21 protein-coding genes are annotated in these 23,877 nt (G+C 57.5%); 6 read left to right on the top strand and 15 right to left on the bottom strand.

The annotated features are described in order from the left end of the window. Window positions 1–67: 67 nt before the first annotated feature. Complete coding sequence (locus tag GOW92_RS20585) at window positions 68–541, bottom strand: phosphoribosyl-AMP cyclohydrolase (protein WP_170564227.1); 474 nt, start codon at window positions 539–541, stop codon at window positions 68–70. A gap of 222 nt (window positions 542–763) precedes the next feature. On the opposite strand from GOW92_RS20585, the gene GOW92_RS20580 reads away from it, so the two are divergent. From GOW92_RS20580 to GOW92_RS20570, 3 genes are all read left to right on the top strand, one after another. Further along, window positions 764–1,147, top strand: a complete 384-nt coding sequence (locus tag GOW92_RS20580) for a hypothetical protein (protein ID WP_368040313.1) — start codon at window positions 764–766, stop codon at window positions 1,145–1,147. A 63-nt stretch (window positions 1,148–1,210) separates the two neighbouring features. Further along, on the top strand, window positions 1,211–2,593 hold the full coding sequence (locus GOW92_RS20575; RefSeq protein WP_170564224.1) for a leucyl aminopeptidase family protein: 1,383 nt from the start codon (window positions 1,211–1,213) through the stop codon (window positions 2,591–2,593). Further along, window positions 2,590–3,327 (top strand): C40 family peptidase, encoded by a 738-nt coding sequence (locus tag GOW92_RS20570; protein WP_170564221.1) that lies wholly within the window; start codon window positions 2,590–2,592, stop codon window positions 3,325–3,327. The genes GOW92_RS20575 and GOW92_RS20570 overlap by 4 nt, the downstream gene beginning before the upstream one ends. Here the strand turns inward: GOW92_RS20570 and GOW92_RS20565 are convergent. From GOW92_RS20565 to GOW92_RS20500, 13 genes are all read right to left on the bottom strand, one after another. Next, complete coding sequence (locus GOW92_RS20565) at window positions 3,324–3,674, bottom strand: DUF2794 domain-containing protein (protein ID WP_170564217.1); 351 nt, start codon at window positions 3,672–3,674, stop codon at window positions 3,324–3,326. The two genes, GOW92_RS20570 and GOW92_RS20565, sit on opposite strands and share 4 nt — an antisense overlap. Before the next feature lie 76 nt (window positions 3,675–3,750). Then, window positions 3,751–5,415 (bottom strand): ABC transporter permease, encoded by a 1,665-nt coding sequence (locus GOW92_RS20560; protein ID WP_170564214.1) that lies wholly within the window; start codon window positions 5,413–5,415, stop codon window positions 3,751–3,753. 120 nt (window positions 5,416–5,535) lie between these two features. Next, window positions 5,536–6,753, bottom strand: coding sequence for a phenylacetate--CoA ligase family protein (locus GOW92_RS20555; RefSeq protein ID WP_170564211.1), 1,218 nt, complete (start codon window positions 6,751–6,753; stop codon window positions 5,536–5,538). Window positions 6,754–6,772: 19 nt separating this feature from the next. Beyond that, a complete protein-coding gene (locus GOW92_RS20550) occupies window positions 6,773–7,606 on the bottom strand; it encodes an ABC transporter ATP-binding protein (protein ID WP_170564209.1) in 834 nt (277 codons plus the stop codon). Window positions 7,607–7,680: 74 nt separating this feature from the next. Next, the gene (locus GOW92_RS20545; RefSeq protein WP_170564206.1) at window positions 7,681–8,961 is read right to left on the bottom strand and encodes an ABC transporter substrate-binding protein; all 1,281 of its coding nucleotides are present in this window, start codon (window positions 8,959–8,961) and stop codon (window positions 7,681–7,683) included. A 75-nt stretch (window positions 8,962–9,036) separates the two neighbouring features. Next, window positions 9,037–10,113 (bottom strand): branched-chain amino acid ABC transporter permease, encoded by a 1,077-nt coding sequence (locus GOW92_RS20540; protein ID WP_170564203.1) that lies wholly within the window; start codon window positions 10,111–10,113, stop codon window positions 9,037–9,039. A gap of 3 nt (window positions 10,114–10,116) precedes the next feature. Then, the gene (locus tag GOW92_RS20535; RefSeq protein WP_170564200.1) at window positions 10,117–10,374 is read right to left on the bottom strand and encodes a hypothetical protein; all 258 of its coding nucleotides are present in this window, start codon (window positions 10,372–10,374) and stop codon (window positions 10,117–10,119) included. A gap of 3 nt (window positions 10,375–10,377) precedes the next feature. After that, a complete protein-coding gene (locus GOW92_RS20530) occupies window positions 10,378–11,364 on the bottom strand; it encodes a branched-chain amino acid ABC transporter permease (protein WP_170564197.1) in 987 nt (328 codons plus the stop codon). Window positions 11,365–11,393: 29 nt separating this feature from the next. After that, window positions 11,394–12,212, bottom strand: coding sequence for an ABC transporter ATP-binding protein (locus GOW92_RS20525; protein ID WP_170564193.1), 819 nt, complete (start codon window positions 12,210–12,212; stop codon window positions 11,394–11,396). A 78-nt stretch (window positions 12,213–12,290) separates the two neighbouring features. Further along, entirely contained in the window at window positions 12,291–14,234 is a 1,944-nt protein-coding gene (locus GOW92_RS20520; protein WP_170564289.1) for an AMP-binding protein, read from the bottom strand. Window positions 14,235–15,121: 887 nt separating this feature from the next. Further along, window positions 15,122–15,520, bottom strand: a complete 399-nt coding sequence (mutT, locus tag GOW92_RS20510; protein ID WP_170564187.1) for an 8-oxo-dGTP diphosphatase MutT — start codon at window positions 15,518–15,520, stop codon at window positions 15,122–15,124. Continuing rightward, a complete protein-coding gene (gene argJ, locus GOW92_RS20505; RefSeq protein ID WP_170564184.1) occupies window positions 15,517–16,743 on the bottom strand; it encodes a bifunctional glutamate N-acetyltransferase/amino-acid acetyltransferase ArgJ in 1,227 nt (408 codons plus the stop codon). The genes mutT and argJ overlap by 4 nt, the downstream gene beginning before the upstream one ends. 5 nt (window positions 16,744–16,748) lie before the next feature. Next, window positions 16,749–17,597, bottom strand: coding sequence for a peptidylprolyl isomerase (locus GOW92_RS20500; protein WP_170564181.1), 849 nt, complete (start codon window positions 17,595–17,597; stop codon window positions 16,749–16,751). 176 nt (window positions 17,598–17,773) lie between these two features. Between GOW92_RS20500 and secA the strand changes: the two genes are divergently transcribed. The 3 genes from secA to GOW92_RS20485 all read left to right on the top strand — a co-directional run bounded on the left by secA (window position 17,774) and on the right by GOW92_RS20485 (window position 23,097). Continuing rightward, window positions 17,774–20,491: a preprotein translocase subunit SecA gene (secA, locus tag GOW92_RS20495; RefSeq protein WP_170564178.1), complete on the top strand. Its 2,718-nt coding sequence runs from the start codon at window positions 17,774–17,776 to the stop codon at window positions 20,489–20,491. 99 nt (window positions 20,492–20,590) lie between these two features. Beyond that, window positions 20,591–21,517 (top strand): hypothetical protein, encoded by a 927-nt coding sequence (locus tag GOW92_RS20490; RefSeq protein ID WP_174822569.1) that lies wholly within the window; start codon window positions 20,591–20,593, stop codon window positions 21,515–21,517. Window positions 21,518–21,540: 23 nt separating this feature from the next. Beyond that, window positions 21,541–23,097 (top strand): phosphate ABC transporter substrate-binding/OmpA family protein, encoded by a 1,557-nt coding sequence (locus GOW92_RS20485; RefSeq protein ID WP_170564174.1) that lies wholly within the window; start codon window positions 21,541–21,543, stop codon window positions 23,095–23,097. Window positions 23,098–23,100: 3 nt separating this feature from the next. Here the strand turns inward: GOW92_RS20485 and radC are convergent, their stop codons facing one another. Next, window positions 23,101–23,856, bottom strand: coding sequence for a RadC family protein (gene radC / locus GOW92_RS20480; protein ID WP_170564172.1), 756 nt, complete (start codon window positions 23,854–23,856; stop codon window positions 23,101–23,103). Between the last annotated feature and the right edge of the window lie 21 nt (window positions 23,857–23,877).

Raw genomic sequence — 23,877 nt, 5'->3', positions numbered from 1 at the left:
GATCCGCGCCATGCGATTTCTTTCGACCGCTTGTCAGTGCGATGCTGCGTCTAACCCAACGCTTTCCTCACGGTTGATAAGGCAAGGATGAGTGGTGCAGGACGATAAGCAGCCTGCCTTCGACGTCTTTCTTGTAGCCGAAACTTTTGTCTACCTGAGTGACGTTACCATCCTTGTCTGTCAGCATGACGGAACCCATCCACATGGCAACGTCGCCTTCAACAAACGAGGCAGAAGTTACGCTTTCCATCGCGCGCCAACCTTTGATACCAAACCCGCCATCAAGCGGATATTCGGCGTCGTGGCCCACGAAATAAGCGAGCGCACCGTGGCGCGTTGGGCGGAAAGTCTGGTCCCCCGACGCCATCGTCGGCTTGAACAACACCGGTCCCAAACCATAGCCATAAGCGGCATCCAGAACGTCCTCGGCAACCGGACGGGCTGCATCGATACCGCCATCTTCATACGCTTTTGAAATGGCAATCAAACCTTCGCCCCAAGCGTTCCGGGCAGCGTTCAGTTCGTCTGTCGTTATCGGCATAGTCCTGTCCTCTTGTATCCGCACTTTCCTGGATGGGTACTTGCAGCAAGTGAGCACCAAAACAAGGGTGGGACATTGAAAGCTGTTCGTGTGTCTGTCGGTTGCTTTAAACTGAATTCACGGAAAATTCGACCCATTTTCAATCACCGACGCAAGGTTTTGCAAAGGATTCCACCATCAATGTGCAGCTATGCCGTGGGGGCGTAGAAAATTGGGGTAGATGTGGTGGATAAAGTGATCACGCTTGAACAAAAGGAAACCGTTCGACTGGATTCGGACCGTTTGAACGCGCTGTACCGCCAACTGGGCGACAAAAACGCACTGGACGTATTGTGCCGTACGGTCGAGGAACTGGCTGTGCGCCTGTCAAATTGCGAGCGGCTCTGGCGGCATCGCGACTGGGACGGGCTGCGCAAATGCGCGCGGTCTCTGGTGGCGATCGCCGAACAGATCGGCATGACCGCACTGGCCCGTGTCGCTGGTGACGTAGCGCAAAATGTCGATGCAGGGGATGCGGTGGCAACCGGGGCCACCCTGTCGCGCCTTATCCGTGTGGGTGAGAATTCGCTGACTGTGATCTGGGATCAGCAGGATCTTTCCGTCTGACGGGACTTGCGGACGGATCGTGGACGGCTAGGCTGGGCGCAAATCGAACCAGCCGAGATGTCCATGACCCTGTCCTTCGCTTCGCCCTCTGAGCCCTCCGTTCCGCTGCATGTCATATCACAGCCGGATCTCGAAGATTGGTTGAAGGATCGGCCAACCCACGTGGTGTCATGGGTAAAAGCCAGCGGGTTCACCGGAGCTATGGGGCAGACTTTGCTAATCCCGCAATCAGATGGCACGCCCAAGATTGCCTTGGCGGGATACGGCAAAAGCAGCGGTCGTGCGCGTAAGCGGTTCCCGTTGGCTGCCGCGGTCGAAACCTTACCAAAAGGGTCCTATAACATCGCATCCGGTGTGCCCGAAGAGGTGCTGCACACAGAATGCCTCGGTTGGCTGCTGACCGGATATGCTTTTGATCGATACGCCAAACAATCGCCAGCCAAGGCGCAGCTTGTCGCGCCTGACGGTGTCGATTCCGCGCGGATCGAGGCGCTGGCAAGTGCTGAGGCGCTGACCCGCGATCTGGTCAACACGCCAGCCTCTGACATGGGACCGGATCAGCTGCAAACTGCAGCCGAGGATTTGGCTCAGGAATTTGGCGCGACCTGCACAACGACTCAGGGCGAAGACCTGCTGGAAAAGAATTTCCCGATGATCCACACAGTGGGTCGTGCCGCCGCGCAAGCTCCGCGCCTGATCGAGATGACCTGGGGCAAAGCCGGCCCGAAGTTGACTCTGGTCGGCAAAGGTGTGTGCTTTGACACCGGCGGGCTGAACCTGAAACCGGGGAATTCGATGTCCCTGATGAAAAAGGACATGGGCGGTGCGGCCAATGTATTGGGGTTGGCGCGGATGATCATGTCGCTAAGGCTGTCAGTGCAACTGCGCGTGCTGATCCCGGCAGTCGAAAACTCGGTCGCAGGCAATGCCTTCCGGCCCGGGGATATCCTGACCTCGCGCAAGGGGCTGACGGTGGAGATCAATAACACCGACGCCGAAGGGCGGTTGGTTCTGGCTGATGCACTGACACTGGCGGATGAGGGCGACCCGGACCTGATCATCTCGATGGCGACCCTAACCGGTGCTGCACGGGTGGCGGTTGGCCCCGATCTGGCGCCCTTCTACACAGATGACGATGACGCGGCCAAAGCGCTGGCCAGTGCTGCCCAACAATCGGCCGATCCGGTCTGGCGGATGCCATTTCATGAACCCTATGAGACGATGATCGAACCCGGTATTGCCGATCTGGACAACGCGCCATTGGGCGGGTTCGCGGGCTCGATCACCGCAGCCCTGTTCCTGCGCCGTTTTGTCGGCGACAGCCGATATATGCATTTCGACATCTATTCCTGGCAGCCCACCAAAGCGCCCGGGCGCAGCAAAGGCGGTCTGGGACAGGGACCACGCGCCTTGTTGACTGCCCTGCCCGAGATTTTGGACCTATGAGTCACGCACGTATCATAAAGCCGGTTGTCGACCTGCTGCGCAGGCCCGATGGCCCACGGGACCGGCAACTTTTGTTTGGCGATAGTGTCAAAATTGTCGAAAACACCGAAGGATGGAGCCGAATTGCCGCTGAAAAAGACGGCTATCCTGGTTGGGTTTTGTCCAACCAACTTGGACCCGAGACAACCGAAACCCACTGGATCACGGCACCTGCTACACATGCTTACGAACAGCCCGACATGAAAAGTCCTGACCGGGTGACGCTGAGTTTCGGCAGCAAACTGAACGTGCTGTCGGAACAGAACCGGTTTCTGGAAACAGAGCTTGGGTTTGTTCCCGCAATTCACGCCAAACTCAGTGCAACGCACCTAACCGATCCAGTTGCTGTGGCCGAACTGTTTCTAGGCACGCCCTATCTTTGGGGTGGCAACAGTCGCTTCGGTATTGATTGTTCAGGGCTGGTTCAGGCTGGATTGCTGGCCTGTGGCATCTCCTGTCCGGGTGACAGCGGAGATCAGGAGCGCACGTTGGGCACCGCGATGCCTGCCGGAACGCAACCAAAACGTGGTGATCTTCTATTTTGGAAAGGTCACGTAGCCTGGGTTTCCAGCGAAAACATGCTGTTGCACGCAAATGCCTACCATATGGACGTGACGTTCGAACCCATGGATCAGGCAATCACACGGATTCTGGAACAGGGTGACGGGCCAGTGACATCGCACGTAAGGCTCTAATCAAGATCGACGGACCGGATCAGCTTGCGTTCCAGTACACGCAAAACGGTCCGCAGATCATGACCGCGCTTCAGAATGCGCCCATCCATGCCGATCACCGAATACATCCCCTGCTTTGATCGCAGACGAGGGTGCTTTTCGATCCGGTATATCGGGTGTTCGGCCGTTCGTCGGAAAATGGAAAACACCGCCATATCGCGTAAATTGGAAATTCCGTAATCGCGCCATTCTCCGGCGGCGACCATCCGGCCATAGACAGACAGGATATTGGACATCTCGTGCCGGTTAAACGCGACGGGCATCTGTGCCGAGTTTGCAGAAAACCGGCTGGGAGGCTGCATGTTCATACCCTCAGCCTTGCCGGAAAACGCGTTTGAATCAAGCCTGATGGCCGAAGGCGTGGTATTTTTGGGTTGTTGCGCCTTAGCGACGACCGACCTGCCGGCAGATCAGAATCACCGGCAATAACCCAACGGCCAGGATCACAAGCGACGGTACGGCCGCTCCTTCCAACCGCTCGTCCGAGGCCAGACGATAGGCTTGCACCGCCAGTGTATCAAAGTTGAACGGGCGCATGATCAGGGTTGCGGGCAGTTCTTTCATCACGTCGACAAACACGATCAGCAAGGCTGTCAACAACGAAGGTGTCAGGATCGGCAAGTGCACACGGCGCAATGTACCCAGCGGGGATTGTCCCAAAGACCGGGACGCGGCATCCATATTGGCGTGCACCGTACTTTGCCCCCCTTCATATGCACTGAGAGCAGCGGCCAGAAAGCGCACCATATAGGCTGCCACCAGCAGCCAGATCGACCCCGTAACCAGCAGACCTGTTGAGATATCAAACGTTTCGCGCATCCAGGAATCCAGCGCGTTGTCGAATCTGGCAAAGGGCACCATCAGGCCAACGGCTATCACGCCGCCAGGCACCGCATAACCCAACCGCGCCAGATAACCCGCAGTCGACGATCCCCGCCCCGGGCGAAGGCGCTGAAAGAACCCAACACAGATCGCAGCACAGACCGTGACCACGGCGGCCACGCCCGCAAGTGTCAGCGAGTTTTGAATGAACCCGATATATCGCCGCGACAGCAGGTTTTGTTCCGAGGTCAGACCCATCTGGATCAAGATGAAGACTGGCAACAGAAAACCCAAGAGCACAGGTACTAGACATAAGGTGAAAGCCGCCACAGATTGCCAACCCTTTAACTGCGCCGAAGGCAGAGAGGCATGGCTTTTTCCTGCCTGGTAGTATTTCGCCTTGCCGCGTTGCATCCGTTCTGCCACGGCCATGATCAACGCGAAGCCCAGCAGGCACAAAGCCAGCTGAGCAGCAGCGGCCCGATCCCCAATCGAGAACCAGCTTGTGTAGATACCCGTGGCAAAGGTCTGAACGCCGAAATAGGCGACAGTGCCGAAATCAGCGATGGTTTCCATGATTGCCAGCAGAACGCCACCTGCAATTGCCGGGCGGGCCATCGGCAGAGACACATGCCAGAACGCCAGCCAAGGGCTTTTGCCCAGTGCACGGGCGGCCAGAAAGGCGGTGGCGCTTTGTTGCAGAAACGCGGCGCGCGCCAGCAGGTAGACATAGGGATAAAGCACAAGGATCAGCATCACTGCCGCACCCTCGGTCGAGCGGATTTCCGGGAACCAATAGTCGCGCGGACCCCAACCCGTCACCTGCCGCAATGTGGTCTGCACAATACCGGGATGGTCCAGAATGAAAGTATAAGCGTAGGCCAGAACATAAGCCGGGAAGGCCAGCGGCAGAACCAGCGCAATTTCAAGAAAGCGAACCCCCGGAAATCGCGTCATCGTCACCAGCCAAGCAGCCCCAACCCCTATCGAGAAGGTGCCGATGGCCACCAAAACGACAAGGATGACAGTTGTTAACGCATAACCGGGTAAAACTGTCTCGACCAGATGCGAGACCGTATCCGTCCCACCGGTCACCGCCGCCAGAACAACCGCGACCATCGGCAGAAGACAAGCCGCCGCCACGAAGTAAGCCACAGCGGCCACCAAACGGGTGCCCAACGCGCCGCGATTGCGCGTTCCGTGTTCTGAATAGTCGATTTCGGCCATGGACCCGGGTTGTAAATGGCGTTGGCTATTGATCAGCCTTTAATCGACCAAAATGCTAAGAAACACCAGTCTGCAGCGAAACAAATCTGCGGCACATACTGCCGCAGACTTAGTTTTGGATCATTCGTAGACGCGCTGATCCTCGATCACCAACCCATCTTTGGGAAGCGATCCAGGCGCCACGACCTCAATGGCGCCCTTCAGTTTCAGCACCTCCGCCACGGACTTGGCATAGGCCATGTCGTCTCCAGCCGCGCTTTCGATTTGAACGGTCATCGTATCCATCTCTCCCTGACGAGCGGCGATGACACGGGCTTTGACGATTTCCTCGTGTTTATCGACAAGTGCAGCCACCTGTTCGGGGCGCACGAACATGCCCTTGATCTTAGTGGTTTGGTCGGCACGACCCATCCATCCCTTGATCCGCAGATTGGTCCGACCGCAAGGAGAGACACCCGGCATAATAGCCGACAGGTCACCGGTGGCGAACCGGATCAGAGGGTAATCAGGATTCAGAGAAGTCACCACAACTTCACCCACTTCACCTATCGCCACCGGTGTCCCGGTGCCCGGGGTGACAACCTCGACAATGACATGCTCGTCGATGATCATCCCTTCCATCGCAGCGCTTTCATAGGCGATGTTGCCCAGATCGGCCGTGGCATAACATTGCAGGCAGGAAATGCCCCGGTCGGCATAGTCCTGACGCAAAGATGGGAATAGCGCACCACCACCCACAACAGCCTTCGAGAATTCTAGGGCAACGCCCATCTCATCTGCCTTGTCCAGAATGATCTTCAGGTAGTCCGGCGTTCCGGCATAAGCCGTACAGCCAACATCGCGCGCTGCGGTCACTTGCAGCTCGGTCTGGCCGGTTCCGGCTGGCAGCACTGCGGCCCCTACCGCCCGTGCGCCGTTTTCGAAGATCATTCCCGCTGGCGTCAGGTGATACCCGAAACAGTTTTGGACGATATCGCCAGGACCTACGCCTGCCGCATGCAGGAACCGCCCCATGCGCCACCAGTCATGATCCGTGCTGCCGGGTTCGTAAATTGGGCCGGGCGACTGGAACACATGATGAAAATGCCGCGCGGGTTTGACGGTGAACCCGCCGAATGGCGGGCGTGACGCTTGGGCGGCTGCCAGATCGGATTTCCGCAATACCGGCAATTTGGCCAGATCTTCGACAGAGTTAACGGCACCAGTATCCGCATCAGCCAGATGCGCTGCAAAGCCGGGGGCCGACAAAGCTCGGGTCATCTGAATACGCAGCGCCTGGGCGTGATCGGCGGCACGTTCGTCGGCTGATCGGGTTTCGAGAGCGTCGTAGTAGGTCATCGCCAGATCCTCCATTCCCTTACAGCCACCTCTTGCGGCGGCGGTAAGATCTCACGTCACGAAAGCTTTTGCGGCCTTCTTCGGACATGCCCAGATAGAACTCTTTCACGTCCGGGTTTTCACGCAGGTCGGCAGCGGGGCCGTCCATCACGACACGCCCGGATTCCAGAATATAGCCGTAATGTGCAAATCTTAGAGCCACATTTGTGTTCTGTTCGGCCAGCAAGAAGGACACACCTTCTTTCTCGTTCAGGTCCTTCACGATTCCGAAAATCTCTTCTACCAACTGCGGCGCAAGACCCATCGAGGGCTCGTCCAGCAGGATCGTCTCGGGCCGTGACATTAGGGCCCGACCCATCGCAACCATCTGTTGCTCACCACCCGAGGTATAGCCTGCCTGCGACCGACGGCGCTCCTTGAGGCGTGGGAAATACGTGTAGACCAGTTCAAGATCCTGCTGGATCGCGGCCTTGCCATCCTTACGGGTATAGGCGCCCGTCAGCAGATTTTCCTCGACAGTCAGGTGTTCGAAACAATGGCGGCCTTCCATCACCTGGATGACGCCTTTTTCCACCAGATCGGCGGGATCGCTTTCATGCACGCTGGTGCCGCGATACTCGATCGTACCTTTGGTGACTTCACCGCGTTCCGAATGCAGCAGGTTCGACACCGCCTTGAGCGTTGTCGTCTTCCCCGCACCGTTACCGCCCAGCAGGGCCGTGATACCACCCTTGGGCACGGTCAGGCTAACGCCTTTCAGGACGAGGATCACGTGATTGTAGATCACCTCGATATTGTTGACCTCAAGCAGGGTTTCCGCCTTGACGTCAGTGGTTTGAGCCGCATCCAGCATCTGCGCGTGTCCTTAAGCGAGTGTGGGCTTCGGGGCGGCGGTCTGCCGCCGCCCCGTTAGTTCAAAGCGCTGTATCAGCAGCGCCCTTCAATGTTGTTTTCCGACGCGTATGCGCTCGAGTCCTCGTCGATCAGCGCGCCGATCACCTCACCATCGGTTGGTTTGAAGTCCGAGATGAGCGTCCAGGTCTTGTTCGCCGCATCCCACTGGGTCACGCCAACCAAAGCGTCACCGCCGTGGTTTTCGCAGGAGACCGAGAAGGTCGGACCGAAGTTCGCCAGGCCCAGTTCGGCCATCTTCTCTTCTGTCATCTCCAGTGCTTCCATACCGGCACGCATCTCAGACGGGGTGATTTCCGCATTGCCCGAGATTTCCTGGGCTTTCTTGATGGCTTCGGCAGCCAGAACAGCCGCATAGAGACCACGGTTATACAGAACCGTACCTACCTGATCGCCCGCACCTGCAGCCTTGCCTGCATCGACAACGTGTTTCTGCAGATCGTCAAAGACCGGGAAGTCCGTGCCAACGTTGTGGAAGGTCAGTGCCTTATAGCCATTGGCGGCTTCGCCTGCAGGCAACACGTCGTTTTCAGAACCGGACCACCAGATGCCGATGAAGTTTTCCATCGGGAAGCGGATGTTTGCAGCCTCTTGTACCGCAACCTGGTTCATCACGCCCCAACCCCACATCAGGACATAGTCGGGACGATCACGGCGGATTTGCAGCCATTGCGACTTCTGTTCCTGACCCGGGTGATCGACCGGCAGGGCAACCAGTTCAAAGCCGTGCTTTTTTGACAGTTCTTCCAGCGTACGGATCGGTTCCTTACCGTAGGCCGAGTTGTGGTAGACCAGCGCAATTTTCTTGCCACTCAGATCACCACCGTTCTCCTCGAGCAGATAGTTTACCGCACCCGATGCTCCGTCCCAGTAGTTGGCGGGATAGTTGAAGGTGTGGCTGAACACATCGCCGTTCTTGGCCGAGGTTCGACCATATCCCATCGTGTGCAGCGGAATGTCGTCTGCAGTGACTTTTGGGATCAGCTGGTACGTAATACCTGTGGACAGCGGCTGATAAACCAAAGCGCCTTCGCCCTTGGTGGATTCATAGCATTCAACGCCTTTTTCGGTGTTGTAACCGGTTTCGCATTCGACCATGCGGATCGGAACACCACCAATGCCGCCATCGCGCTCATTCAACAGGGTGAAATAGTCGTTGTAGCCATCCGAGAATGGAATACCGCCAGCGGCGTAAGGCCCGGTGCGATAGCTCAGATCGGGGATCACAAGATCCGCCAAAGCCGGACCTGCGGCCATCAGGGCGCTCAGCGCCACGGTTGCCAGTTTCAATTTCATCGGGTGTCTCCTCCCTTGGTTAGTCCGATGTTGCATTCAGGCTTGTGCCGCCTGTTTTTTCATTGGGCCGACACCTTAGTGCGGGAACGGCCATAGTCTGAGTTTTTCTTTCGCCACGCGCCACAGCTGCGCCAGCCCGTGCGGTTCCAGGATCAGGAACATGATGATCAGTGCGCCAACGATCACTAACTGCAGATGCGCCACGATATCCGTGGGCCAGCCAAGAACGTCGACACCAACAACCTTCAGGACCACCGGCAGCAGAACAAGGAAAGCGGCCCCGGCGAAAGATCCAAAAATAGACCCTAACCCGCCGATAATGATCATGAACAGGACCAGAAACGACTTCTGGATACCGAAGACTTCGCCGACCTCGACCGCGCCAAGATAGACTGCAAAGAACAGCGCTCCTGCGACGCCGATGAAGAACGAGCTGACGGCAAAGGCGCTCATCTTGGCCTTTAGCGGGTTTACCCCGATGATCTCGGCCGCGATGTCCATGTCACGGATCGCCATCCATGTCCGGCCCGTCGTACCGCGCGTCAGGTTGCGCGCGATCAGGGCACTGACGGCCAAGAAAATCAGGCAGAACATATAGGTGGCCCAAGCAGGGGCATTTGGGCCGGTGATGATGATGCCAAACACATCACGTTCCGGTGCGTTGATCTGACCTGAGGCCGAGTAGTTGTAGAACCACGGAACCCGGTTGAACAGCCACACAAGGAAGAACTGCGCCGCCAACGTGGCCACCGCAAGATAGAACCCCTTGATCCGAAGGCTCGGCAGGCCAAACAGCACCCCGACAATGGCCGTTATGCCGCCGGCAAGAATGACATGGATGAACATACTGACATCCGGGAAAGAGGTCATAAGCTTGTAACAGGCATAGGCACCCACGGCCATGAAACCACCAGTACCCAAGGATACCTGTCCGCAATACCCCACAAGGATGTTCAGCCCGATCGCCGCGATAGCATAGATCAGAAAGGGCAGCAGCAGCGCATTGGCCCAGTAGTCATTGATCACGAACGGAATGATCCCGAAGGCCACCGCCAACACAGCATAGTACCGATACCGGTCGAATTTGATCGGAAAGGTCTGGCTGTCATCTGTGTAGGAGACTTTGAAATCCCCGGCCTCACGATAGAACATATCTTACTTTCCCCATTCTTCCTGCGCCCGGTTGCGGGCTGCGGCGTCCAACTGTTTGGAGCCTTTTGCATATCCGCTCGCCTCTGAGGCGCGCACGAGTTTCATGTAAGCCAGGATGCCCATGACCAGTCCGGCAAACGCCAGGATCGCCGCGATCACCAATTGTCCATCGGTCAGATCGTCCGAGGTGAACGCAATGTACCCAAAAGCCCAGAAGCCGGCCCACGCGATCACGTTGATGATGGCGATCAGCTTGGTCACGTCCTACACCCTCTCAATGATCTTCTCACCGAACAGGCCCTGCGGCCGGAACACGAGGAAGATCAGCGCCAGAACATAGGCGAACCAGTTCTCGGTCGCGCCGCCGACCAGTGGGCCGATGGCAAACTCGAACAGTTTTTCGCCCACACCGATGATCAACCCGCCGACGATGGCACCGGGGATCGAGGTGAACCCGCCCAGCATCAGCACTGGCAGCGCTTTGAGCGCGATCAGTGACAGCGAGAACTGAACGCCCGACTTGGTGCCCCACATTATGCCAGCGACCAGCGCGACAAAGCCCGCAACCGACCACACCATGATCCAGATGAAATTCAGCGAGATTCCCACAGACAGCGCCGCCTGATGGTCATCGGCCACCGCGCGCATGGCCCGCCCCTGCTTAGTGTATTGGCTGAACGCGACCAGCGCGGTCACCAGCAACGCGGCAATCACCGTCGCAACTATGTCCAGATTGTCGATGAAGAAGCCGTAGCCGAAGATGTTGAACGTGGTCTCATCGATCCACAGGTTGATGCCCTGTGGCAGGCCGACATCCAGCGTCTTGATCTCAGATCCCCACATCAGGTCAGCCACGCCTTCAAGGAAGTACGCCAGACCAATGGTTGCCATGAACAGAATGATCGGCTCCTGTCCGACCAGATGCCGCATGACAAAGCGCTGCACCGCCCAGGCCAACAGAACCATGACGCCCATAGTCAGGATAATCGCCAGAAATGCCGGCACGTTCCATCCGAACTTGTGGATATGCGTTCCGAATGTCGCGTTGATCAGATGGGCAAACGGCACCTGCCCGTTCATGATGCCCACCAGAGTCATGGCGGCAAACAGAGCCATAACCCCTTGAGCATAGTTGAAGATTCCGGACGCTTTGTAGATCAGCACAAAGCCCAGTGCGACCAGAGCGTACAAAACACCCGCCATAAGGCCGTTGAGGAAGACCTCCATCGCGAAAATCAGCTGATCAGGCATGTGCGCCCCCTCTCATGTCTGTCAGTTGCTCAGTCATGGCTCACCCCCAGATAGGCGTCGATGACTTCCTGATTGCTGCGCACCTCATCCGGGGTGCCGTCGCCGATCTTCTTGCCGTAATCCATCACGACCACCCGGTCGCTCAGGTCCATCACAACGCCCATGTCGTGCTCGATCAGGGCGATGGTGGTGCCAAACTCGTCATTCACGTCGAGGATAAAGCGACTCATGTCCTCTTTCTCTTCAACGTTCATGCCGGCCATCGGTTCGTCCAGCAGCAGCAGTTTGGGCTCCGCCGCCAGCGCGCGGGCCAGTTCCACCCGCTTTTTCAGACCGTATGGCAGACGCGATACCGGAGTTTTGCGGATGTGCTGAATCTCAAGAAAATCGATGATCTTCTCGACCGCCTCACGGTTTTCAACCTCTTCCGCCTCAGCTTTGCCCTTCCACAGGGCCTGCTGGAAGATGTTGGTCTTCATATAGTTCAACCGCCCGGTCATGACGTTGTCCAAAACGCTCATACCTTCGAACAGAGCGATGTTTTGAAACGTCCGTGCAATACCCTGCCGCGCAACTTCATAGGGGCGCATCTGCGGGCGCTTTGATCCATGGAACCAAACCTCACCCTCCTGCGGGATATAAAACCCGGAAATCACGTTCAGCATTGAGGATTTACCGGCCCCGTTCGGGCCGATGATGGCGCGGATCTCACCCTCTCGGATATCGAAAGAGATATCCTTGATCGCCACCACACCGCCAAAGCGCAGGGTGATGTTCTTCATCTCCATCACCACGCCGCCGATCTTGCGGCCGTCTTCGGTGACATATCCTTCGGAGTTATCCAGCATCAGTCACTCCTAGACTTGCAGAAATACGGGACGGCGGGCGGGGTGATGACCGCAGGTCGAGCGGCGCACGACCGGCCCTCATTCCGCCGCCACCTTGTGCTGCACAACCGGAACAACCGGCGCATCGACAATCTCAAGCGTGGCACTGATTGACCCCTTGCGACCGTCTTCATAGGTCACTTCAGTTGTGGTCGAGACCTGCTTGGACCCATCATAAAGCGCATCGATGATGTCGCTGAACTTGTCTTCGACAAACCCGCGACGCACTTTTCGCGTACGGGTCATCTCACCGTCATCCGCATCCAGTTCCTTGTGCAGCACCACAAAGCGATGCACCTGGCAACCCGACAACATTTCGTCAGCGGCCACAGACTTGTTCACCTCTTCCACGTGGCTTCGAATCGTCTCTAACACACGGGGATTTGCAGTCAGTTCCTGATAAGACGCATAAGCTACGTTGTTGCGTTCCGCCCAGTTGCCCACTGCTGTCAGGTCGATGTTGATAAAGGCCACGCAGCGGTCCTTGCCGTTTCCGAACAAAACAACTTCAAGGATGTCGGGATAGAATTTCAGTTTGTTCTCGACGTATTTCGGCGCAAACATCGACCCGTTGGCCATCTTGCCCACATCCTTAGCGCGGTCGATGATCCGCAGATGGCCCGAGCCTTCCTCAATGAACCCGGCATCCCCCGTCGCCACCCAGCCCTCGGCATCCTTTGTCGAGGCCGTTGAATCTGGGTTGTTGTAATACTCAACGAATACACCCGGCGAGCGGTAGTGAATCTCACCCTTGTCGTCGATCTTCAGCTCAACATCCGGCGCGGGCACGCCAACCGTATCCGCGCGGACCTCGCCATCCGGCTGCACGGTGATGAACACGGTCGCCTCGGTCTGGCCATAGAGCTGCTTCAGATTGATGCCCAGCGAGCGGTAAAAGTCGAAAATCTCCGGCCCGATCGCCTCCCCCGCCGTATAGCCCACACGAAACCGGCCATAGCCCAGCGTATCCTTGAGCGGCCCATAGACCAGCAAATTGCCCAGCGCGTATTTCACGCGGTCGCCGAACCCCACCGGCTTACCGTCCAGCAGCAGCCCGCCAACTTTCTTGGCATGCGCCATAAAGTGATGGAACATCCGCTGCTTCAACTTACCGGCGTCCTCCATCCGGATCATCACATTGGTCAGCTGAGTTTCAAACACTCGTGGCGGGGCGAAGAAATAAGTCGGCCCGATCTCGCGCAGGTCCGTCATCATCGTGTCGGCGCTTTCGGGGCAGTTCACGCAGAAACCGCACCAATAGGCCTGACCGATGGAAAAGATGAAATCGCCAACCCATGCCATCGGCAGGTAAGACAGGATGTCCTCATTCCGGGTCAGATGGTCAAATTCGGCCGAGTTCTTGGCACTTTCGATCACATTCCGATTCGACAGGACCACGCCTTTGGGTTTGCCCGTGGTGCCCGACGTATACAGCATGACGCAGGTGCCGTCGTAATCGATCTCAGCAATCCGACGATCCAGTTCCGCGTCAAAGCGCGCGTGACCCGCGCTGCCCTCAGCCATCAGATCGTCCAGCGCGTTCATCTGGGAGTGATCGTATTTCCGCATCCCTCGCTTGTCGGTATAGAGGATGTGCTTGACCTGATGCAGGTTCTCCTGAATCTCGATGACCTTGTCGACCTGCTCCTGATCACCGCAGACTACGAATTTCGCGCCGCAATGATCCATCACATAGGCCATCTCTTCGGCGACCGCGTCCTGATACAAAGGCACAGGAACCGCGCCCACCATTTGCGCTGCAACCATCGACCAGTAGTGCGCCGGACGGTTGCGTCCGATCACGGCGATGTGGTCGCCTTTTTCTACGCCAAGTTCCAGAAAACCCAAGGCAATCGCGCGGATTTCCCTGGCCGCTTCGGCCCAGGTCCAGCATTGCCAAATCCCAAATTCCTTTTCCCGGTAAGCCGGGGCGTCCCCGAACTGGGTCGCATTGCGGTGTAGCAGCGCCGGAAGAGAGTGCATCCCTTCAGCGCCCGACTGCGTCTGAGCCAATCTCTTTCTCCTCCCCATCCGACCCCTCCTCCGGGCCGGAAACGGCAGACCCGGAGGTCAACCCCGGACGCCAATGCCCCGATAAGGGACGCAGGCAAGATCAGCGTCAACTTTTTCCTGATGTTTTCTCAATTCTTACGAATTGTAACAGCCCTGACCCGGAAATTTTTCAGCCCGATCAAACTGACGAAAGCACCGCTAAACCCAATCCAGTAAAAACGCGAAACGAGGGCTTGCCTTGGCCTGCACGCCATTCGTCAAATCCAAGGACACGTAACAGTCAGACCCGGAAAGCTAATTTTTTTCGCACCTTTTTCAGGCCGGCCAAAATAACACAGCGCGTTAAGCTGCAAAAACGGTCTCAGAAAACCAGATATTGATGGAAACCAACTACAATGAATGCCGACACTGCGACGACAAGTACAGACGCGTAGTAACCGATGTTATGTCGCTGTTTTTTGGGCTGCATACTCCATTTGGCCCACTTTTCATGCATTGCGTTGTCCGCTGAACCCACGTAGCGCTTCATCTTAACCCCACTCCGATTGGTACCGTTTAAACGGCTAAATCCCACCCCACCCGGTCCTTTGAGCAAATTTGTGAGAACCGGCGTGTCGGCGCATTTACCACAATGCGCCTCTCGATGAGCGGTTCGAGCTTGCACCATCAACATTGAACCCAATGGGAACACATTGTTCATGTTGTGTTAACATTTCCGTCGTGAAGAGCAGAGCTCGCGACGGATGGACCTTTTCTGCTGCAAACGCGGCCAACTGCCCCGGATGGGTCCTGGAAACTCAGTGAGTTGGCCCGGTGAGAACTGTGCGCCAATGATCCTTAAACCCGACAGCAGAACGTTACAGCCAGTCGCGCAATATTGGGATCAGCGGTACATCAGCTGCAGGCATAGGGTAATTGCGTAGGTCATTCGCACGCACCCATTTCAGCGCCTGACCTTCCTTGGATTGCGGAATGCCCTCCCATTTGCGGCAGGCGAACAGCGGCATCAGCAGGTGGAAATCATCATAGCTGTGGCTGGCAAAGGTCAGCGGGGCGAGGCATGAGGCCCAGGTGTCGATACCCAGTTCCTCATGCAATTCGCGGATTAGAGCGACCTCGGGGGTTTCGCCCGGTTCGATCTTGCCACCGGGGAATTCCCAGAGACCGGCCATAGATTTGCCCTCGGGTCGTTGGGCCAGTAGCACCCGGCCCTCAATGTCGATCAGGGCAACGGCAGACACTAATACAGTTTTCACGAGCGATAATCCGCGTTGATCTCAATATAGCCGTGGGTCAGGTCACAGGTCCAAACGGTGGACTTGCCTTCACCCAGTCCCAGATCGACCGCGATCACCAGATCCTGACTTTTCATGTAGGCGGCGGCGTCATCCTCACGGTAATCCGGGCTGACCCAGCCCTTTTCGGCAACCAGAATATCGCCGAAGAAAATACTCAGCAGATCGCGGTCCGCAGCGGCTCCGGATTTGCCGATGGCCATGACGATGCGGCCCCAATTCGGGTCTTCACCAGCGATGGCCGTTTTCACGAGCGGAGAGTTTGCGATGGCCAGCGCATGCACCTTGGCGTCTTCGTCCGAGGCGGCACCGGTCACGCGGATTTCCACGAATTTCGTGGCGCCCTCGCCATCGCGCACCACCTGTTGCGCCAGATCCAACATCACGCTTTCCAGTGCCTCAGCAAACGCCGGAATGCCGGTGGCATCGACGCCCGAAGCTCCGGTTGCACAGAGCAACAGGCTGTCCGAAGTCGAGGTGTCGCTGTCCACGGTAATGCAGTTGAACGTCCGGTCGGTCTGCGCGCCCAGCATCGCCTGCAAGGCGGGCTGTTCGACCTGTGCATCGGTAAATATGTAGACCAGCATGGTCGCCATATCTGGCGCGATCATGCCGGAACCCTTTGCAATCCCCGCAATAGAGACTGTTTTGCCTTCAATCTCGACCTGCGCACTGGCCCCTTTCGGGAACGTGTCGGTGGTCATGATCGCCCGCGCCGCGTCTTCGATTGCGTGGCGGCTGAGACCTGCCTTCAACGTCTCAAGCTGCGAAACGATGCGGTCATGGGGCAACGGTTCGCCAATCACACCGGTGGAAGAGGTAAAGACCCGCTCTTCCGCGACACCGGTGGCTTTGGAGACGGCCTGCGTCACCTCGGCCACCGAGGTCTGACCATAATGGCCTGTAAAGGCGTTGGCATTGCCCGAGTTCACCAAAATCGCCGCGGGTCCGTCGCTGGAGCCACCTATTTTCTCCTGACAATCCAGCACCGGGGCCGCGCGTGTGGCCGAGCGAGTAAACACTCCGGCCACAGAAGTGCCCGGATCCAGAACGGCCAACATCACGTCGGTCCGGCCCTGATAGCGTACACCTGCTTCGACAGTGGCAAAACGCACACCATCAATCACAGGCAGATCGGGAAAACCCGCCGGCGCAAGCGGCGATACCTTGGTGATGGTAGCCACTGTAGTTACTCCTGAATCAGGTCGATCTGACGGATGACCTCAGGGCCAACGCCGTCCAGTGCAGGGCGTTCGATCTGCGCCTGCTGCGTCAGCTCGTCGATCTTGGCTTGAATTGCTTCCTGCTGAATGGACTGAGCCAGCTGTTCATGCACGGCATCCAGCGCCGGAGCTTCCGTCTTTCGCGTGTCGTTGAGGCTGATAAGGTGCCAGCCGAACTGTGTTTGCACTGGTTCCGAGATTTGACCCTTTTCCATCGCAACTACGGCATTCTCAAACTCAGGCACCATCTGGCCCTTGCCGAACCAGCCCAGCGCACCACCGTTCGGCCCGGACGGACCAGTCGATTTTTCCTTAGCCATCTCGGCAAAGTCAGCACCATCGTCCAGCAGGGATTTGATTTCCTTGGCCTCGTCTTCGGTTGCTACAAGAATATGGCTGGCGTCGAACTCATCTTCGCCCTGAAAATTGCCGAATTCCGCATCATAAGCCTTCTGGATCGCCTCATCGGTCACCACATCGCCCAGCAATGCATTCACCGTCTGCACCGCCCGCATGGATCGACCTTCGTTTTCCAGACCCAGCTGGTTCAACCTGTTCAGGTCGTCCTGCTGCTGCGCCAGCAATTGCTGCTGGATCAATTGTTCGATGACGAATTCGTACAGAACATCATCTTCGATCTCGGCGTAATTCGGAGGCAGAGCTGCAACGGATGCGATAACGTGACCCAATGTGATTTCATCCCCGTTCACATTGGCGACAACCGTATCCGCGTCCGGCTTGGTTTCGGCGGCAAGCGGCATCGCCATCACGGCAGCCAAAGCCAGTGATGGCAGAAAAGTGAGGCCTTTGGGCATGGAATCATCCTATTTCTTTGCCGCGACGGGGCGTGGCGTTGACACTCTGGGACCTGCCGCTTACATCGCTTTGAAGCCTTGGACAGGGCCGCCTTTCATTCCCCGTATCTATGGGTTGCAAGCAAGGTGGGCAAGCCTGTCGCAACCAAGACAAGAACAGATCCGCTGGAGTGAACATGCTGGGACTCGGAACGCTCGCCAAAAAGGTGTTCGGAACACCGAACGACCGCAAGATCAAGGCGACCCGCCCGCTGGTCGAAAAGATCAATGCGCTGGAACCCGAGTTCGAGAAACTGTCGGATGACGGTCTGATCGAAAAGACCGAAGAGCTGCGCAAGCGTGCACTTGATGGTGAGGCGCTAGACGACCTGCTGCCCGAAGCCTTTGCAAACGTCCGCGAAGGCGCCAAGCGCGCACTGGGTCTGCGGGCCTTTGATGTGCAGTTGATGGGCGGTGCCTTCCTGCATCAGGGCAACATCTCGGAAATGAAGACCGGTGAGGGCAAGACGCTGGTTGCCACCTTCCCGGCCTATCTGAACGCTCTGACCGGCAAGGGCGTACACGTGGTCACGGTGAACGAATACCTGGCCAAGCGTGACGCCGAGTGGATGGGTAAAGTGTTCGGAGCCCTTGGTATGACGACCGGCGTAATCTGGTCGGGTCAGCCGGATGCCGACAAAAAAGCCGCGTACGCCTGTGACGTCACCTATGCCACCAACAATGAGCTTGGCTTTGACTATCTGCGCGATAACATGAAGGCGGATCTGGATCAGATTTACCAGAAGTACCACAATTTCGCGATTGTCGATGAAGTCGATTCGATCCTGATTGACGAGGCGCGGACCCCGCTGATCATCTCGGGCCCGTCCGAGGACCGCTCGGACCTGTATACCAGCATCGACGCCCTGATCCCCTCGCTAAGCGATGATCATTTTACGTTGGATGAAAAGTCCCGGAACGTGACCTTTACGGATGATGGCAACGAGTTCCTGGAACAACAATTGATTGCCAACGGTCTGATCCCAGAAGACCATTCGCTGTATGACCCCGAAAGCACCACGGTGGTACACCACGTCAACCAGGGTCTGCGCGCGCATAAGCTGTTTACACGTGACAAAGACTACATCGTCCGTGACGGAAACGTCGTTCTGATTGACGAGTTTACAGGCCGGATGATGCCGGGACGCCGTCTGTCCGAAGGTCTGCATCAGGCCATCGAAGCCAAAGAAGGCGTACAGATTCAGCCAGAAAACGTGACGCTGGCCAGTGTGACCTTCCAGAACTATTTCCGCCTGTATGACAAGCTGGGCGGCATGACCGGCACCGCGCTGACCGAGGCCGAGGAATTCCAGGAAATCTATGGTCTGGGCGTGGTCGAAGTTCCGACCAACAAGCCAATCGCGCGTCTGGACGAAGACGATCAGGTCTATCGCACAGCCGGTGAAAAATACGGCGCGATGATCAGTGAGACTAAAGAAGCGCAGGAAAAGGGTCAGCCGGTTCTGCTGGGAACGACCTCGATCGAGAAATCAGAACTGCTGAGCCAGATGCTGCAAAAAGAAGGCATCGAACACAACGTTCTGAACGCCCGCCAGCACGAGCAAGAGGCGCAGATCGTGGCCGATGCGGGACGTCTGGGTGCGGTAACCATCGCCACCAACATGGCCGGTCGTGGTACCGACATTCAGCTTGGCGGCAATGTCGAGATGAAGGTGCTGCAGGCACTGGCCGAAAACCCCGAAGCCGACCCGGCCGAGTTGCGCGCGGCAGAAGAGGCACGCCACGCCGAAGAAAAGGAAAAGGTACTGACTGCCGGTGGCCTGTACGTAATGGCATCCGAGCGTCACGAAAGCCGCCGCATCGACAATCAGCTGCGCGGTCGTTCGGGTCGTCAGGGTGATCCGGGCCGGACCGTGTTCTACCTGAGCCTCGAAGACGACCTGATGCGCATCTTCGGCTCGGAACGTCTGGACAAGGTTTTGACCACGCTGGGCATGAAAGAGGGCGAGGCAATCGTCCACCCTTGGGTGAACAAGTCACTGGAACGCGCGCAGTCCAAAGTCGAAGGCCGCAACTTTGACATGCGTAAGAACGTCCTGAAATTCGACGACGTGATGAACGATCAGCGTAAGGTGGTGTTCAGCCAACGACGCGAGATCATGTCGACGGATGACCTGTCCGAGATCGTCTCAGACATGCGCGAACAAGTAATCGACGACCTGATCGACGAATACATGCCGCCGAAATCCTATGCCGATCAGTGGGACACCGACGGCCTGCACGAGGCGATCAAGGAAAAGCTGACCATCGATGCACCCGTACAGGACTGGGCCGCCGAGGAAGGCGTCGATGATGAACAGGTGCGCGAACGTCTGGTCAATGCCGCCGACGAGATGATGGCGCAGAAGGCAGCTGCCTTCGGTCCCGAAAACATGCGCAACATCGAAAAGCAGGTTCTGCTGCAGACCATCGACAGTAAATGGCGCGAGCACTTGCTGACGCTGGAACATCTGCGCTCGGTCGTAGGCTTCCGCGGTTACGCCCAGCGCGATCCGCTGAACGAATACAAAAACGAGAGCTTCCAGCTGTTTGAAGGGATGTTGGACAGTCTGCGCGAAACCGTGACACAGCAATTGTCGCGCGTCCGCCCGCTGACCGAAGAAGAACAGCGCGAGATGCTGGCCCAAATGCAGGCCCAACAAGCACAGGCGCAAAAGGCGGTGGATCAAGCCGCCGGCAAGGCCGAAGCACTGGCCGAAGCTCAAGCGTCGGGCGATGCGCGCCCCGGCTTTGTCGAAGACGATCCCTCAACCTGGGGGAACCCGTCGCGCAATGATTTGTGCCCTTGCGGATCGGGCAAGAAATTCAAACATTGCCACGGCCGACTGACCTAAGGTCACCTCGTCCAGACACAATGAGTCCGTCTCACGGCCACATATTGGCCGTGATTCGACATCACATTGCGAGTCGCTCCTTCAACTGGGGAGGGTGTCTTGTTTGTAATAAAGAATTACGTGACCACCGGCGGCACAGTCGCTTGTGCCTTGGCCATTGGTTACCTGATGCAATACGGATCGCCAGCGCAACCTGACGGCGCGCAGGCTTCTGAATCTGTAGCTACTGCCAATCAGTCCTCGGTGATTGCCGGACTGGAAGGAATTGTTCTGACCTCCTCGCTTCCGGCAGATGAAAAAACAACGGATATCGAGACATCACAGCGAGCTCTGCGGCCCAACCGGTCAACCTCTTCTGACCGAGCAAACTGCGCCCTCAGTGCCCGCGCCAAAGCCGTTTCCGGCGCTGCAGCACACCTTACCGTCAAAGCCCCTTGCCATGGAGACGAGCGGATCGAGATCCACCACAGCGGACTGACGGTCACTCAAAGAACGGACAAGAACGGCGCCTTGGATCTGACGATCCCAGCCCTGTCGGAATATGCGATCTTCCTGATCTCAGTAAATGATCAGACCGGGACCGTAGCCACCACTCACATCCCCGACTTGGCCAACTACAACCGCATCGCCCTGCAGTGGCAGGGTGAGACGGACCTGCAAATCCATGCACTGGAATTTGGGGCCAGCTATGGCACAGCGGGGCATGTCTCGTCGGATCCTGACACACAAGGCACGGGGAACGTCACACATCTGGGCCATGCGGCATTTGGCGACGCGCAGAATATCGAAATTTACTCGTTCCCTGCGGACGCAGCAAACCAGACCGGTACGATCGAACTGACAGTCGAGGCCGAAGTGACCAAAGCGAATTGCGGCCGGGACTTGGCTGTGCATTCGCTTGAACTGCGCGAGGATCGCCGCCTGCGGTCGCGCGATTTAACGCTGCCCATGCCCGATTGTGCACAGGTCGGTGATTTTCTGGTGTTGAATAATCTGCTCCAAGACCTGACAATCGCGGCAAACTAAACCGCAGGCAGGTTCAACTTCCTATGACAGTCTTTCGTGTGGCAGCGGCCGCACTGATTTCGGTGACATTGGCGTCACAAGTGCAGGCACAGGATATTTCGCTGACGTCGCAGGACGGCAAAGTCGAGGTTACCGGCAACCTGCTGAGCTTTGATGGTGAATTCTATCGCGTCGATACGCAATTCGGCGAGCTGACAGTGGACGGGTCGGGTGTTACCTGCGAAGGTCCCGCCTGCCCAAGCCTCACAGATTTTGTCGCCGAGGTCCGGTTTTCCGGCTCATCCGTCATGGCCGAAAAGGTACTACCAGCCCTGATCGTCGGATTCGCCCAACAAGAGGGCATGTCCGCAACACCGCAGCGCTTGGAATCTGGCGCGTTCACCTATGAGCTGCACCAGACCGGACGCGCGGCCCCGTTGGGGCGGTTCTTTTTTGACCCGAGCAATACGGGCGGTGGCTTTGCGGATCTAGTCGCCGATCAGGCCGATATCGTAATGGCGCTGCGTGAAATTCGTCCGTCAGAGCAAGAAGCCGCACAAAGCGCGGGACTGGGCGATCTGGCAAAGGCTCGGAGGTCGCGCGTCATCGCGTTGGATGCGTTGGTCCCAATTGTGGCGCAGGGGAATCCACTGCGGCAGATATCGCCGGCCGAATTAGTGCGCGTTTTTTCTGGAGAGATAACGAACTGGTCTGAGCTTGGAGGACCAGATGCGCCCATTTCCCTACACTTGCCGGACACCGGTTCAGGTTTGGCGCAAGGGGTTGAGGATCGGTTGCTGGCTCCTGCTCAGTCGGCGTTGGCCGAAGATGTTACCCGCTACCGCCGGAGCAGCGACATGGTGCGCGCCGTTGCCATTGATCCTTTTGCGATCGGTATTGCCAGCCATGCCGAGGTCGGATCTGCGCGGAGTCTGCCCCTGACCGGCGGTTGCGGGCATGCGTTGGTCGCCACGCGGCAATCCATCAAGACCGAAGATTACCCGCTCACTTCGCCCATGTTCCTGTACTTGCCGGAAATCCGCCTGCCCCGCATCGCGCGGCAATTCCTGGCCTATTCGCAAAGCTCCGAGGCACAGATGGCAATCCGTGATGCCGGGTTTGTGGATCAATCACCGGAAACACTGCGGATCGGGTTGCAAGGGGATCGTCTGGCCAACGCAGTGGTTTCAGGTGGCGCCGAGGTCGGGTTGGAAGAGTTACAGCGCATGATCGACACGCTGCGCCCGCAATCGCGCCTGTCGCTGTCGTTCAGGTTCGAGGCAGGTTCCTCAAGACCCGATGCGCAGTCACGCTCGAACATCCGACAACTGGCGCAGGCTCTGGAAACCGGGACTATCGACGCCCAAAAACTAACCTTTATCGGTTTCAGTGATGGCGACGGCGCAGCCTCAGCCAATGCGCGGATTGCTTTGTTGCGGGCGAAGACTGTGCGCAATGCGGTGCTGTCGGCTGTGGAAACAGCCATTCCCGATCGCGTCGAGATTGCCGTGGACGCTTTTGGTGAAGCGATGCCCATGGCCTGCGATGACACAGACTGGGGTCGTAAGGTCAATCGCAGGGTCGAGGTCTGGGTGCAGTAAGCGTCACAAATAACCTTCCGACCGAAAGCTCAACTCATTCGATTTACCGATGATTAAATGGTCATGCAGCGTCAGGCCCAGCGCGACGCAGGCATCCTGAATCCGGTTGGTCATGTCGATATCAGATTGCGAGGGGGTGGGATCACCCGAAGGGTGATTGTGCACCAAGATCAGCGCCGAGGCGTTCAGCTCCAACGCGCGCTTGGCGACCTCGCGCGGATAGACGGGCACGTGATCGACAGTACCTTTGGCCTGTTCCTCATCCGCGATCAACACGTTTTTCCGGTCCAGGTAGAACACGCGAAACTGCTCGGTTTCGCGATGGGCCATCGTCGTGTGGCAATAATCCAGCAGCGCGTCCCAGCCCGAGATCACATGTCGCTGCATCACCCGCGCGCGGGCCATACGGTGGGCGCAGGCTTCAAGAATCTTCAGATCAGTAATCACTGTATCCCCAACGCCTTTGATCTGCCGCAGTCGTTCCTCGGGCGCAGTCAAAACACGGTTAAAATCGCCAAACGTATCCATCAGCGCGCGGGCTAACGGTTTGACGTCCTGTCGGGGGATCGAGCGAAACAGGACAAGTTCCAGCAACTCGTAATCCGGAATTGCGGCCGACCCGCCCGACATGAACCGTTCGCGCAGGCGTTTTCGATGATCTTTGATATACGATGGCAAGCGACCAGTCGGCAGCGGCTGCACCGGGGCTTCGTCGGTTTCAAACAGCATCGGGGCTTCGGCAAAGGCGTCCTGAGTCATAGCACCACCGTGACGCAGAAT

It is taken from the genome of Ruegeria atlantica (assembly GCF_013032505.1).
Classification (GTDB): Bacteria; Pseudomonadota; Alphaproteobacteria; order Rhodobacterales; family Rhodobacteraceae; genus Ruegeria; species Ruegeria atlantica_F.
The sequence above is the reverse complement of the archived record's forward strand: the minus strand, read 5'-3'. Positions and strand labels throughout refer to the sequence as shown.

Excerpts from the sequence above, each read along its gene's own strand:
- GOW92_RS20585 (WP_170564227.1), bottom strand. The coding sequence starts at position 541 with ATGCCGATAACGACAGACGAACTGAACGCTGCCCGGAACGCTTGGGGC.
- GOW92_RS20575 (WP_170564224.1), top strand. The coding sequence starts at position 1,211 with ATGACCCTGTCCTTCGCTTCGCCCTCTGAGCCCTCCGTTCCGCTGCAT.
- GOW92_RS20570 (WP_170564221.1), top strand. The coding sequence starts at position 2,590 with ATGAGTCACGCACGTATCATAAAGCCGGTTGTCGACCTGCTGCGCAGG.
- GOW92_RS20565 (WP_170564217.1), bottom strand. The coding sequence starts at position 3,674 with ATGAACATGCAGCCTCCCAGCCGGTTTTCTGCAAACTCGGCACAGATG.
- GOW92_RS20560 (WP_170564214.1), bottom strand. The coding sequence starts at position 5,415 with ATGGCCGAAATCGACTATTCAGAACACGGAACGCGCAATCGCGGCGCG.
- GOW92_RS20555 (WP_170564211.1), bottom strand. The coding sequence starts at position 6,753 with ATGACCTACTACGACGCTCTCGAAACCCGATCAGCCGACGAACGTGCC.
- GOW92_RS20550 (WP_170564209.1), bottom strand. The coding sequence starts at position 7,606 with ATGCTGGATGCGGCTCAAACCACTGACGTCAAGGCGGAAACCCTGCTT.
- GOW92_RS20545 (WP_170564206.1), bottom strand. The coding sequence starts at position 8,961 with ATGAAATTGAAACTGGCAACCGTGGCGCTGAGCGCCCTGATGGCCGCA.
- GOW92_RS20540 (WP_170564203.1), bottom strand. The coding sequence starts at position 10,113 with ATGTTCTATCGTGAGGCCGGGGATTTCAAAGTCTCCTACACAGATGAC.
- GOW92_RS20530 (WP_170564197.1), bottom strand. The coding sequence starts at position 11,364 with ATGCCTGATCAGCTGATTTTCGCGATGGAGGTCTTCCTCAACGGCCTT.
- GOW92_RS20525 (WP_170564193.1), bottom strand. The coding sequence starts at position 12,212 with ATGCTGGATAACTCCGAAGGATATGTCACCGAAGACGGCCGCAAGATC.
- GOW92_RS20520 (WP_170564289.1), bottom strand. The coding sequence starts at position 14,234 with ATGCACTCTCTTCCGGCGCTGCTACACCGCAATGCGACCCAGTTCGGG.
- GOW92_RS20500 (WP_170564181.1), bottom strand. The coding sequence starts at position 17,597 with ATGCCCAAAGGCCTCACTTTTCTGCCATCACTGGCTTTGGCTGCCGTG.
- secA (WP_170564178.1), top strand. The coding sequence starts at position 17,774 with ATGCTGGGACTCGGAACGCTCGCCAAAAAGGTGTTCGGAACACCGAAC.
- GOW92_RS20485 (WP_170564174.1), top strand. The coding sequence starts at position 21,541 with ATGACAGTCTTTCGTGTGGCAGCGGCCGCACTGATTTCGGTGACATTG.
- radC (WP_170564172.1), bottom strand. The coding sequence starts at position 23,856 with ATGACTCAGGACGCCTTTGCCGAAGCCCCGATGCTGTTTGAAACCGAC.